The following is a 12476-nucleotide window of genomic DNA, read 5'->3' as shown; positions in this document are numbered from 1 at the left end:
TGACGCGCAGTGCGTAGCGTGCGATGAATGCGAATCGGCGCGTCGCGGCGGATCGCTTCGAGATCGACATCCGGCTTCGCGTCGACGAAAGTCTCCAGAAAGACGTTGTCGCCCCAATGTTCATGCACGAGCGGCGAGCCTTCCCGGCAAGCGTCGAGCATGTCGACCACGGCAGGCAGTTCCTCGAAATCGACGAAGACCTGCGCGGCGATATCCTCGGCTTGCGCGCGGCTCGCGGCCACGCACATGGCAATGGGTTCGCCGACCTGACGCACCTTGCCGCTTGCGAGCACGTGCTGCCGCGAGCTTTTGAATCCCGGCAACCCCGAATCAGCGACGATCGGTTTCACGCCGTCCAGGTCGGCGAGCGTATAGACGGCCCGTGCGAACGCCTGCGGCTTTTCGATGCCGACGATATGGCCGTGTGCGATCGGGCTGCGCACGAACGCAACGTCGACCATGCCGACCATGCGGATGTTGGGCACGTATTCGCCGCGTCCGTGCATGAAGCGGTCGTCTTCCTTGCGTGCGAGCGATGCGCCGATGCCTTGCGGGCGCTGATCGCCGGCACGTGGTTGCGAACGTTTGATCATGAATAAGCCTTGCGTGGTCAGGCAGCGCGCGCGAGCGGCAGGGTCGGCGAGACGGCATCGTGACGCTCGCCGTCGCGCAGGCAAAAGAGCGGCGACAGCATGCGTTCGGTGATGACCTGGGTGCCCTCGTTGTCCTCGAGCACCCAGCGCCCGCGACGATCGTCGAGCACGCTGATGTCCGCGCCGCGCCCCACCTGCAGCGAGCCGATCACGTCTTCCATTCCGATCATCCTCGCGGCATTGCAGGTGGCCATGGCCACAACATGTTGCAGCGGCAGGCCGAGCGCGAGCATGCTGGTCATCGCGCTCACGAGGCTGAACTGCGTGCGGCCAAGGAACGAATGCTCCTCGTCGGGATGGCTGTCAGGCGTGCCGGCGGGCGCGGGCACGTGGGTGTTGTAGCCGTGCATGTCGGCGCCGAGCGTGTCGGGAACGACGCCCTCGTCCAGCACGATGCGCGCGGTCTTGAAGCTGAAATGCGAGCCGTGGCCCACGTCGATCTTCAGCCCGCGTGCGACGGCCTCATGCACGAGCGGATGCAGTCGCCCGTTTTCTTCGACAAAGCCGCCCGGATGACGGCTGAACGGATGCGCGAGGATGTCGCCGGGCTTTAACGTTTCGACGACCTGATTGAAGATCGAATCCGGCTGCACGGGCAAGCCGCCGCTATCGGGCTTCGGCCACAGCTGCCCGAAGTGGATGTATAAGGGCAGTTGCGAGCCGCGGCCGATCTTCGCGGCGATCTTCATTACATCAAGACCCCAGCGCGCGAAGCCGCCGATTTCCGCATGAGCCTTGATACCCTTCACGAGATCCGGGTTCGCGCGAATGGACTTGATGGTCGCATCGGCATCGAGACAATCGGGTCGATAGAGGTCCGGGTAATAATGGCCTTCGAGGCCGCCGACCAGATAGGCGGAGATAAATGCCAGCACGCGCGTGGACGAGCGCTCCGCCACGTAATGCCGGAAACCGGGAATCGTGATGCAGCTTGGTCCGCCCTGGTCCACGATCGTCGTCACGCCCGACTGCACGCCGCACTGATCGGCGTTGAGCCCGAAGCGGCCGGTGACATACTGAAAGACGTGGCCGTGCGTATCGATGAGACCAGGCAGCACCAGCTTGCCGCTGCAATCGACCGCCTCCGCCAGCGGCGCCTCGCGCGCGAGGTCGGTGCCGATGGCGGCAATAACGCCGTTGTCCACCAGGACGTCCAGCGTGGCGTCGATGTTCTGGGCGGGGTCGATGACGCGGCCCCCTTTGAGCAGGACTTGTGACATGTACGGTGCGATAGCCGAGTGAAGAGATGCGTGGTGTACCGCAAGTTGCATGCCGGTTGGCAACGGTGAACTTCAGCATCGGATTTCTCCTTGCACGACAACGACTTAACAAAATCGCCTCCTGTGTTATCCGTGCCGTACCACGGATCTGCGCGCACAAGCTTCGCACCAACTCGGACGGCCCCGGCGTGGGTGCGCACCATGCGCATGCGCAATGCCTTTTTATGGTGATCCGTTGGTGTACCCCCGATTTGCGACGCATGCCGGTTTCAGCCTAGAATGCGCGACAGAGCGCCTCGTGCGTGCCCCTCTCCATCCAATGCCTCTCATGCGATCCACGACCACCGACCACCTCGACATCCAAAGCGTGCGTGCAGAGCTCGCCGAACGGCAGGCGCGCTCGCCGCTGTTCTCGCGCCCAGGATTTCTGATTCGCCGCATGCATCAGATCCATACTTTCCTGTTCGCGCAGGAAACCGGCGAGTTCAACATCACGCCGGTGCAATACAGCCTGCTCACCACGTTGGAAACGCTTGGCGAAATCGATCAGAACTCGCTCGCGATCGAAGTTGGGCTGGAGCGTTCCAGCGTCGCGGAAGTGATTCCACGCCTTAACGCGCGCGGACTGGTGAGCCGTACGCAGGCGGAACACGACAAGCGTTTGCGGCTCGTCAAGCTGACGCCCGCCGGCAAGCGCCTTGTCAGGAAGATGGCAAAAGCCGTGCAGCGCGCGCACGATCGCACCATCGAGCATCTGTCGCCCGTCGAACGCGATGTGTTCATGCTGCAAATGATCCGGCTGGTGGAAGCGAATAACGCCGACAGTCTCGTGCCCTTTCGCCTGCCCGACAGCCAGTTGCTGGCGCCGAACGAGAGCGAGGCCGGCGCGGGAGTCGATACGTAAATGGTGTGACCGGTTCGGTGCGCAGTCTTCGCGGCGCGCGAAGGGCGCGCGCGGGCAACAGGGTTCGATCTGGCACCTGGACGAGCTGTTCGTGAACCTGCGCGGCGAGGCCTATGTGTTATGGCGTGCGGTGGACGAACATGGCACTCAACTCGACGTGTTGCTGCAAAAGCGCCGCGAAGGCCGCGGCAAAGCGGTTTTTCAAGCGGATGTTGCGCTCGGCACCTGTACCGCAGAAGATCGTCACCGATCAACTGCGCAGCTATCGGGCCGCGAAGGCGAAGGTGCCCGAGCTGGCCGGCGTGACGCATGTATTCGTGAAGGCAGCCGCACGGCTGAACAACCGCGCGGAGAACAGTCACCAGCCCACGCGCCGGCGTGAACGTCAGATGCAGGGTTTCCGCGATCCACAGCGCACGCAGGCCTTTCTCTCGCGCTTTGGCCCGATCCGCCAGCACCGAAGGTCAGTCGACACCCTGTTCAGCCTCTGCAAGCGAGGCACCGCGAAACTGGTTGCTGGAAGAGGAGTCGCGCATTGCCGCCTACCACCGAAGATGGTTCAGACGACTTGCGCTGCTAGATGGAGACGCGCAAGCGATGCGGCCCGCGCACAGCAAAGTCACTCCCTGACCGGCAGCGGGCAAAGATCACGTTGAACGCGGGTGCGCCGTCCCCTATGGTGGACTTGTCTTCAGCAGGACGTTTCCCGTGTATCTGCGCCTCGTTCGTCAATTAGCAACAAGAAGAATGAATCCAGCACAGGCGCCATCGCGACCTATGTCTGCGCCGCCGTATCCGGCAGCTGTTCGCCTGTCGCCGACGTCTTGCCGACGGCGGCATCGCTATCGCCGGAGCTCGTCGTCTGGACCTACGCTCATGCGTTCAATCGCATCGGCGATTTCAGCTGGGATCGCATAGTGCACCATGTGGCCCGCCCCGCGTGCAACGAGCAGCGTGCTTTGAGGGATCGCTCGATGCAGTCGGACAGAATTCGCTTCAGGGTCGATGACCTTGTCGTCCGCCCCCGCAAAGATGCTGACCGGCATCTTGAGGTCCGAATAACGGGCGCGTAAGTGTGCGGCGGCCGGAATCATGAACGCGGCATCCTCGGCCTCGGCTCTGATTTGCGCCGGACGGAGCACCATCTCACGAGCGACGGATTCGAAGAAGTCATCTGGAACTGGCGCCGGGGCGAACATTGTTCGCACCGTGCGCTTGAACAAGAGGCGACCGCTCAACGGCGAAACCGTATACCGCAGAACGTCGCCGAGGATGGGAAGCGCTGCTGGCGCAGCTAGCGCTACATCAGCGCGGGCGGTCGGATAGTAATAACCGGAGACCAGCACGAGGCCGCGCAGGTCTGCGGCGTCGCCGACCGCCATGCTTAGCGCGACCAAGGTGCCCCAAGAATGCCCGAGTACGACTGGTTGCGTTACGCCGATCTGCGTGAGCGCCTGTTGTATGACCGCGCCTTGCGTCTGTGCGGTCCACAGCCGGTCGCGTGGCCGCCCGCTGTGTCCGTATCCCGGACGGTCAAAAGCAATCACGCGGTGTCGCTCTGATAAACGGTCGATCAACCCGCTGGCGATGAAGTCTTGCAGCAGCACGGCATTTCCATGCAAAAGCACGACCGCGGGCCCTTCGCCGATGTCAACATAATGAATCGGCACACCGTCGACTTCGACAAAGCCGCCGGCTGGCGGATTATCGCTTTCTGCTTTGCGGGCACGATGTCGAACCCAAAGTGCACCGACGGCGGCGGTCGCGGCAGCCGCGAGAGCTCCGATTGTTTTGGCGGGTATAGGAACTTTGTTCAAAGCGCGGCCCATGACTTCTCCAGTTGTAGCCACGGCGAAAGCCGATCCGCTCCAGGAGAAGATCAGCCTGCTGCCGCAGCCTGTGAGTGCTCGATGACCTGGTCCGGGCTGATCGGTGCTCCCGGGATCGCGTCATCGGCTTGTGCGCAACGCCCATGCCGCGACCGACATCCGCGTGGTCGCAGCATCCATCGAGCCGAAACGCGTCGGGCCGGCGGCCATGAGGAGCTTTACTCGACGCGTCAATGGGACGACCATGAGATCCTTAAACTCGACACACGGTCATTCATTACCATGCGCCGGCGTCGTCCGGTGGTCTCCTGGCGACCGCGCTAGCAAGGCGGTGCGTCAACCCTGCAGCACGGCCAGATCGCCCCCATCGAGGCGAGGAGCACCGGAAGGCCGACACAGAGCACGGCTACTCCTCACGCCCACGGCGGGAGTTCGACGCGTAGTCGCGCATCGGCATGCGGAGAATCGCCTGTCCCACGGCTTCGGCATCAAAGATCTGGTTGCGGAATTCCGTCCACTGCCTGCCACAGTGCCGCGTCGCGGGCAGACCATGTCACCTGGCGGGACCGCAGCGTTCCAGGAGATGATCCGGTTCAACGAGGCGATCGACCAGGTGCTGGCCCCCGACCTGCGCTGTCCGCTGGGCGCGATTTGCTGCACGCAGCCTTGCGGCGCCCGCGGCGGGCCACCTTACAGCAAAAAATGGCCCGCCATAAGCGGGCCACACGCCATGTGGCGCGGTAACCGGTGCGTGGGAGCCGCCTACGCACCGTTCCAGGTGGCGCTCAACTCAGTGCTCAGCCGAAAAGACCTTCCAATGACAACCGGCTCATCTGCGCGTACACCGGTCAGACGAACGGTGTGTCGTCCGGGCGCCGCCAGCAGTAGACATCAACCTGCTGCGTGCTTCCCCGCTTTGGGGGACAAATCCTGCGCTCCGCATCGCCCGTTTCCGCTGCGGAAGGGCCAGGAAGACTGGCTCCGCACCGCTGCACCCTGACTTCGACAACTCCGGCGATCTCTGCGAGACGGCACGCCAGACGTGAAACTTCGCTCGAAGAAGGCGCCGACAGCGTGCTGCACTGGGACAGGTCCCTGGGGCGCTCCACTTCCAGGACCACTACATCTCTTGTCCAGCCCATCATTGCTTCTGCTTCGAGGATTCCGGCGCGGGTAAGCGAAACGAGCGTCAGCCGGACTACGACCGGCTGATTTGCAATGTCGTTACCGTTTTGCATCGTCGCGGCCTTCCGCGGATCGCAACATGTACGCAGTGACAATGCCGGGCAGGTGTTCGAGCAGCCATCGCGCCATCTCGATTTCCTGCGGCAGGATCTGCTCGCAGCAACGCACCGTCTCCGTGTCTCCGGCGCCTCGTGCGGCGGCGATCAGCGCTGTGTACGATGCGACTTCGGTCTGTTCGAAAATATATCCGCTCATTGCCCCCTTGACGACCTCATCCGTCATCGTCATGCCCCCGACGGCCTGCCCAAAAGCTGCAATCCGTCCGGTCAGGTCTTTCATCGCAGAAGGACTGCTGCCAAGACGGTCGAGGCAGCCTTCAAGCAGGGTCTGCTGTCCCAAAGTTTCCTGGAGGTGCTGGTCAATGCGCTGCCGCAGTTCCGGGTAATTCTCAAGACGGGAAGACTGCGCCTTGAGCATGCTTTCTGCCTGTTTCTCCATCGCATATGCGTCGCGCAGCCAGTCCACTAGATGTTCATTCGGATTTGCCATGTGTTACCTCTCAAACCGCAATTGCGTACGGCAGGCGCGCTCTGGCCCACTGCCAGTGCTCCGAAGTGCGTGCATCCACCGTGCCTGGCTGCCTACGCCGGAAGCAGTGGAGAGCGCATTGGGGAAGCCCGGCGTAGCGCCCGGTGCTGGATGAGAAGGACGCCTCTAGCCGGAAACCGAGCGCGTTTTACCAAGTTTTCCATGGCAAGCCCAAATCTAATCTTCGCCAAAATCGCCCCGGGAGGCCTCATGCGACCTCCTGCGGATCGCCGCACGTCGATTGCGCAAGCCGAACGTCACACAGCCGCACACATCGTGAAGGCTCGACAAGCTCATATGGGCGTCACACCCGCATTGCCTTCATAACCGCTTCTGAACCGAGTAGCTTGATCACTCGCTTCATGTTGTACGCAAGGATATGCAAGCTATTTCCGTGCTCACGCGCTCGATGGACCGGATCAGGAAATGAGTGGCGCCCATCCCTGACTTGATCGTCCCGAACGGATGCTCGACAGTCTGTCGCCGGATACGCATCATCTCAGGAGCATGATCAAGTCGCGCCTGCATCCCGTCGAGAACAGCTTCGTGTTCCCAGCGTGCCACGCGACGCTGAGGGCCTGGAGTGCAGTCCTCTTTGAGCGAACATTGCTGGGGCAATTCGAACTCCAACACTTACTGAGTTTCAGGCCGTGCTCAACGGTCGAGAATCGCCAGATTAGCCGCTCGCCTGCCGGGCACCGGTATTCGTTCGTCCGTGCGTCGCAAATGAAGTCATCCTTGCCGAAGCGGCCATTAGCCGTTGCGCTAGTAGCCGCGATCCGCAACTGCAGTGAGTTGGTCGACGGCCATCTCTGTACGGGCAAGCTTCGCCATCGACGTCAACTGACCATGATCGATGCGATCGTTGGTAACGATGTGCGCGACGATCAGGTAATGCTTTGTGTCAACCGCAGTCTGCACGTTGTACCCAAGAACCCCCGTTTCGTGTCTTCATCGAACGGGCATCCGGATCCGTGAGCGGTACCGGTTTGTCGGGCGCTGCGTTGAGTTGGACCTCGATCTCCTTGAGGCCTCGCATCTGCTCCTTCAAGGCCGCAATCTTGTCTTGCAGTCGCTCCGTTCTAACCTTCGCGATTGCGGGCACCTGACGATCCGCTGTGTCCATCGCCTCGAGATAGCGAGTGATACTTGACTCGATGTCGCGCATGCGTCGTTCAAGCTTCGCGCTCGTGAAGTTACGGTCGCGGTGGTTCACAGCCTTTAACTTGCTGCCGTCAATCGCAACGATCGCCTCGGCGAAAAGCTCCAGACGCTGGCACATCGCGACGAACTCGCGGCAGACGCTACGGATCGCTTTGCCGTTGTCTCGTCGTGTCCAACAGCATGTTCATCGTCACGCCGTATCCCAACCGCGTATATGCCTTGGAACTAATGGAAACGGGCACACCCGTCAGATGGCAGTTTGACCCGGCGCCCAACTCGAGCTCTCAAAGCGCCGCGTGTTGCGATGTCGTCATCGGGGAGCCACCTATGCGGACCGGCGATGTTTATCAACTCGCTCGATGCCGGATCCATTTCTCTGGATGTTGATACGCGCATAAAAATGACCCACTTCCGCTAGAAATTTGCATCGAAAATTGACCCACATGTTCAACTGCCTGCCTGGACGCCAAGCAGGAGAACGGAGTGATAGCCGCCAGGCGTCGCTCGGCGGATGTCAAAGTGCATGGCGTGCAGCGATGGAAGTTGGCGAGTTATCGATAGCAACATATTTGAAGCGTTTCACAACACGCGTCTGCGTACGGTTCCCTTGCCTGCGAACCCAAGAGCTGTCTGTGCTTTTTGGAAGCCATACCGTACCCTGTAACGCATGCGGAACCGCTAGTCGCATATGAAGCGCTTCATATGAGATCGCTTTGTTCAGTCTTGCATTCGCACTGGTAAATGTCCCAGCAAGCGAATTTCCCGAACAACCCGGTCGGTGTATACCCTGGAGGCAATTGCAATCAGTCGGGTGCGCAGTCATAATTGAAGCGCTTCATATACACTTCTACCTCAAATTGCGCACTAACAGTGGTGGGACATGGCTTTTCTCGTTGAAGCGTTTCAAATGACGCATCACGATCGCTAGCTCACCTCTCCAACCGAATCGGAGTTTCTGATGTCCTCAGTTCTTGAACGAAAGCCAGACGAGCTGGCGGTGCCCTATCAACTCCCGCAGGTGCCCTTCATGTCGCCGGACATCGTTCACCTCGGGGTGCTCGACAAGTGGCTGGAGGACGACAAACTTTGGGTTCCGATGACCCAGACGGTGTCGTTCAAGCCGCTCCTGCTGTGCGCGAGCCAAGGTTATTACGTGAACCTGCTTCGTGTCCGTCAGTCGGGCGTGCTGTCGCGCCACCGCCATACGGGCCCGGTGCACGCAATCGTCCTTAAGGGCCGCTGGTATTACCTCGAGCATGAGTGGGTCGCGGAGGAAGGCTCGTACGCGCACGAACCCGCTGGTGAGACACACACCCTGTTCGTGCCGGAAGGCGTCGACGAAATGATTACCTGGTTCCACGTGACGGGCGGCTACACGTACGTTGACCCCCAGGGTGTAGCGGTCGGCTACGAAGACGTATTCACGAAGATCGAAGCGGCGCGGAAATTTTACGAAGAGTCAGGCCTGGGCGCCGACTACGTGAAGCAGTTCATCCGCTAAGCAGCGGAGAGGAGCAAAAGGAATTGCGCCGGCCCGTGCCGGCGTGCCCTCATGCGATCTTACGAGGTCTTACGACGTGCCTTCTTGACAGGCGCGGCGCCCTTCGCTGCTGTCGGAACATCACCGAGACTCTCCCGGATGACGATCGTGCATTCGACCGAGAGCTTCTCCATGTTGGGGCGCTTTTCCGCCAGCTCAACAATACGGCGCGCCGCGAGAACGCCAATTTCTTTCGTTGGCACCCGAATCGTCGTAAGCGGCGGGTCCATCAGTTCAGCGAGTTCAATATCGTCCATGCCTGTGATGGACATATCCTCGGGTACGCGAATTCCTTGGACCTTGCACTCGTGCAGCGCGCCAATTGCCTGCAGGTCTGTATGGCAAATCAAGGCGGTGGGCCGCTCCTTCAATTCAAGGATCTTGCGGACAGCGTCCCGCCCTCCCTGAATCGAAAACGGCGCCTCGAAAACGTAATCGCTCGACAGCACGAGTCTCTTTTCCTTCATTGCGTCCGCAGTGCCGGCAACCCGTTGGCGTGCGCGCTGGTTATGCGCCATATAGCCGCAAACAACGGCTATGCGCTTGTGACCCCGCGCGAGCACTTCCCGGGTCATGTCGTAGGTCGCCCGCCAGTTGTCGAAGCCAATGCATTCGCCGTAGCGGGGCTCATCGAGCTGCCAGGTCAGCACGAGAGGGATGCGCCGCTGACGCATCAGATCGAACACGCGGTCTTCGTGCGCGGTGCCGACCAGGACCACACCGTCTACACCCCGCTCAACTACCGCTCGCACGACATCGTATTCGCGCTCGGGAATGTACTCGTGGATGGCGAGAACCACCTGATAGTTCATCGCCCAGAGGGTCTGCTGCAAGGTATGGAGCGATTCGACGAACGCCGGGTTGTACATCGTCGGATAGATAGCACCGATAGTCCGCGTTCGCTTCGACGCGAGCGCGCGAGCAGCCCCATTGCTAACGTAGCCGAGCTGCTCCACTGCGCGCTTCACCTGCGCGAGCGTCTTCGGCTTGACCTGGTCAGGGACGGAAAGTGCGCGCGACGCGCTGCCAAGCGACACGCCGGCGAGCTTCGCAACGTCTTCCAGGGTTGGGCGGGGTGGGTCGAGATTAGTCATAGAAGACATTATGGCAAAACGCGGCATGCCGCGCCCTCCGTGCTGCGCTTCGGGTATACACCCGTGTTGACAAAAACGTCACCGGATAAAATACTTGAAGCGCTTCAACTTTATCTGCTGTCCAGTCTGCATATCCAATATAGCACCACCAAGGAGCGATTTGTCATCCCTTCAGAATGAAGCGCTTTAATGGGTTTGCGGCAACAACTGGACCGCATTGCGCCTTCAGGCAGCACGAACCGCGGAGGCCAACGCCGAGCGGATGCGCGTGGGCCTCACATCAGGACCAGGAACGAAATGAGACACCAGAATCGGGTTGTTTTGGTAACCGGCGCCGTTGGCGGCATCGGCTCCGCAATCGTCGAGCGATACATTCGTGAAGGCGCCAGCGTTGGCGTGGTCGACTTCAACGAGAAACTCGGCGTAGAAAAAGCGAGCGAGTGGGCCGCAAAGGGAGCGAAGGTTCATTTCGTCGCCGCGGACGTCGGCAAATACGAGGATTGCGAGCGGGCGGTCGAATCCGTGGCGTCGAGGCTTGGCGACGTTGACACGCTCGTTCTGAACGCCGGCATCTCGCCGAAGCACGAAGGTCAACCGAAGCGCATCTTCGAAATGGATCGCGCAGAGTGGGCACAGGTCGTCGATGTGAACCTGAATAGCGCCTTCCACTTCTGCCGGATTGCCTCGCCCTCGATGGTGAAACGCGGCTTCGGCCGCATCGTCACGATGTCTTCGGTCGCCGGCAAGGCGTACCTCGACATTGTGGGCGCGCACTACAGCACTACTAAGGGTGCGCTCATCGCCTTCACGCGCCACCTTGCTGGCGAACTGGGCCCTCATGGCATCACGGTCAACGGTCTCGCCCCCGGCCGAATAGACACACCGCTGCTGAAGACGGTTTCCGGTGATGCGAACGCTGCCGTGGTTGCGGTCACGCCGCTGCGACGGCTTGGGACAACCGATGAAGTCGCCTCCGTATGCGCGTTCCTGACCTCTGCCGACTCCAGTTTTGTGACCGGTCAAATCATCGATGTTGCGGGCGGATGGCTGATGACCTGAGCCCAGGCCATACGCGAATAGAGTCAGGAGACGAATATGCTACGCACAATGGGATTCCCTGGTCAGTACGTTCAGGGTCCGAAAGCTCTGCTCGAGCTGGGTTCACTACTCAAGAAGATGGGCTTCAGGCGCCCTCTGACGGTTTGCGATGCGGTTGTTGGCGAAAAGGTGTGGCCGCTCGTATCCTCAGCGATGTCGGAGTCCGGCCTTGCTCCGGCGCGAATCGTTTTCCCGGGCGAATGCACGAAGGCTGCAATTAACCAACTTTCGGAAGAGGCAAAAACACATCAGCCGGACGTCATCATCGGGCTCGGTGGCGGCAAGACCATTGACTCATCGAAGGGAGTGGCCGCGAATCTCGACGTCAATGTCGTCATTTGCCCAACGATCGCGTCCAACGACGCGCCGACCAGTCGCCTGATTGTGCTCTATGACGACACACATCGCGTCGCCGCCGTAGAGTACCTGAAGAGCAATCCTTGCGCCGTGGTCGTCGACACTGAAATTATCGTTCAGGCTCCCGCCCGGTTCTTCGCCGCCGGCATCGGCGACGCGGTGAGCAAGAAGTTCGAGGCGAACCAGTGCAAGCGCGCACACGGATATAACTCGTTCGGTACGCCGCCGCTCGAAACGGCGCTGCTTCTCGCGAACGCGACGTACACCACACTCGTCAATCATGGTCCGGCTGCATACGCCTCCGTCGTGAATGGCCAACTCGATGACGAAGTCGAGCGGGTGATCGAAGCGACCGTGCTGCTCAGTGGCGTTGGCTTTGAAAGCGGCGGACTCTCACTCGCTCACGCCCTCATCCGGGGACTTACTTCAGTTCCCACGATGGCCGCCATGCTCCACGGAGAGCTGGTCGCGTTCGGCACCCTTGTTCAGGCCGTCATCGAGGAGCGAAGCGAGGCGGAAGTGTCTGAGCTGCTAGGTCTGCTGCTGGCGGTGAAGCTTCCCGTCACATTCAGGCAGTTGGGGCAGCCGCAATCTCTAACGCCGGATCAAATGTCGACCGTAGTGAACGCCACGCTCGCTGCGGAGTACAGCAAGAACATGGACCCGCCGCTCACTGCCGAGCGCCTCACAAACGCGTTGCTGGCCGCGGACAAAATCGGCGCGGCTGCCGTCTAGATCCACCTACCCCGAGGGCATTGCCCTGCCGAACACATCGTCAGAACTTCAAGGAGACAGATATGGAATCCAGAAACGTGCCTTATATCGGTGAACTGTTGAAAGAGTC

General features: G+C 60.8%; 8 protein-coding genes and 3 pseudogenes. 5 read left to right on the top strand and 6 right to left on the bottom strand.

From position 1 onward, the window contains the following. A pseudogene (locus BCA01S_RS30455) lies at nt 1-593 on the bottom strand (xanthine dehydrogenase family protein molybdopterin-binding subunit); the annotation flags it as partial. A 17-nt stretch (nt 594-610) separates the two neighbouring features. After that, a complete protein-coding gene (locus BCA01S_RS30450; RefSeq protein ID WP_027780138.1) occupies nt 611-1873 on the bottom strand; it encodes an amidohydrolase/deacetylase family metallohydrolase in 1263 nt (420 codons plus the stop codon). A gap of 328 nt (nt 1874-2201) precedes the next feature. Here BCA01S_RS30450 and BCA01S_RS30445 point away from each other — a divergent pair, with 328 nt between their 5' ends. Further along, nucleotides 2202-2777 (top strand): MarR family winged helix-turn-helix transcriptional regulator, encoded by a 576-nt coding sequence (locus BCA01S_RS30445; protein ID WP_042319971.1) that lies wholly within the window; start codon nt 2202-2204, stop codon nt 2775-2777. Next, a pseudogene (locus tag BCA01S_RS38200) lies at nt 2764-3433 on the top strand (IS6 family transposase); the annotation flags it as partial. The gene BCA01S_RS30445 and the pseudogene BCA01S_RS38200, both read left to right, overlap by 14 nt. A 186-nt stretch (nt 3434-3619) precedes the next feature. On the opposite strand, the gene BCA01S_RS35615 reads toward BCA01S_RS38200, so the two are convergent. The 3 genes and pseudogenes from BCA01S_RS35615 to BCA01S_RS35610 all read right to left on the bottom strand — a co-directional run. After that, nucleotides 3620-4606 (bottom strand): alpha/beta fold hydrolase, encoded by a 987-nt coding sequence (locus BCA01S_RS35615; RefSeq protein ID WP_042319970.1) that lies wholly within the window; start codon nt 4604-4606, stop codon nt 3620-3622. Nucleotides 4607-5830: 1224 nt separating this feature from the next. Next, complete coding sequence (locus BCA01S_RS30425) at nt 5831-6340, bottom strand: ferritin-like domain-containing protein (RefSeq protein WP_027780135.1); 510 nt, start codon at nt 6338-6340, stop codon at nt 5831-5833. 343 nt (nt 6341-6683) lie between these two features. After that, nucleotides 6684-7712 (bottom strand): annotated as a pseudogene (locus BCA01S_RS35610) (transposase); the annotation flags it as partial. Between the two features lie 789 nt (nt 7713-8501). Between BCA01S_RS35610 and BCA01S_RS30410 the strand changes: the two are divergent. Then, nucleotides 8502-9044, top strand: a complete 543-nt coding sequence (locus BCA01S_RS30410) for a 2,4'-dihydroxyacetophenone dioxygenase family protein (RefSeq protein ID WP_027780133.1) — start codon at nt 8502-8504, stop codon at nt 9042-9044. Between the two features lie 59 nt (nt 9045-9103). Here the strand turns inward: BCA01S_RS30410 and BCA01S_RS35605 are convergent, their stop codons facing one another. After that, complete coding sequence (locus tag BCA01S_RS35605) at nt 9104-10177, bottom strand: LacI family DNA-binding transcriptional regulator (RefSeq protein WP_042319965.1); 1074 nt, start codon at nt 10175-10177, stop codon at nt 9104-9106. A gap of 297 nt (nt 10178-10474) precedes the next feature. Here BCA01S_RS35605 and BCA01S_RS30400 point away from each other — a divergent pair, with 297 nt between their 5' ends. Both BCA01S_RS30400 and BCA01S_RS30395 read left to right on the top strand, forming a co-directional pair. After that, complete coding sequence (locus BCA01S_RS30400) at nt 10475-11236, top strand: SDR family oxidoreductase (RefSeq protein ID WP_027780132.1); 762 nt, start codon at nt 10475-10477, stop codon at nt 11234-11236. Between the two features lie 36 nt (nt 11237-11272). Next, nucleotides 11273-12367, top strand: a complete 1095-nt coding sequence (locus BCA01S_RS30395; RefSeq protein ID WP_027780131.1) for a glycerol dehydrogenase — start codon at nt 11273-11275, stop codon at nt 12365-12367. The last annotated feature ends 109 nt before the right edge of the window (nt 12368-12476 follow it).

The organism is Paraburkholderia caledonica NBRC 102488 (assembly GCF_000685095.1).
GTDB lineage: Bacteria > Pseudomonadota > Gammaproteobacteria > Burkholderiales > Burkholderiaceae > Paraburkholderia > Paraburkholderia caledonica.
The sequence above is the reverse complement of the archived record's forward strand: the minus strand, read 5'-3'. Positions and strand labels throughout refer to the sequence as shown.

Coding starts and splice junctions, on each gene's coding strand:
- BCA01S_RS30450 (WP_027780138.1), bottom strand. CDS start 1,873: ATGTCACAAGTCCTGCTCAAAGGGGGCCGCGTCATCGACCCCGCCCAG.
- BCA01S_RS30445 (WP_042319971.1), top strand. CDS start 2,202: ATGCGATCCACGACCACCGACCACCTCGACATCCAAAGCGTGCGTGCA.
- BCA01S_RS35615 (WP_042319970.1), bottom strand. CDS start 4,606: ATGGGCCGCGCTTTGAACAAAGTTCCTATACCCGCCAAAACAATCGGA.
- BCA01S_RS30425 (WP_027780135.1), bottom strand. CDS start 6,340: ATGGCAAATCCGAATGAACATCTAGTGGACTGGCTGCGCGACGCATAT.
- BCA01S_RS30410 (WP_027780133.1), top strand. CDS start 8,502: ATGTCCTCAGTTCTTGAACGAAAGCCAGACGAGCTGGCGGTGCCCTAT.
- BCA01S_RS35605 (WP_042319965.1), bottom strand. CDS start 10,177: ATGACTAATCTCGACCCACCCCGCCCAACCCTGGAAGACGTTGCGAAG.
- BCA01S_RS30400 (WP_027780132.1), top strand. CDS start 10,475: ATGAGACACCAGAATCGGGTTGTTTTGGTAACCGGCGCCGTTGGCGGC.
- BCA01S_RS30395 (WP_027780131.1), top strand. CDS start 11,273: ATGCTACGCACAATGGGATTCCCTGGTCAGTACGTTCAGGGTCCGAAA.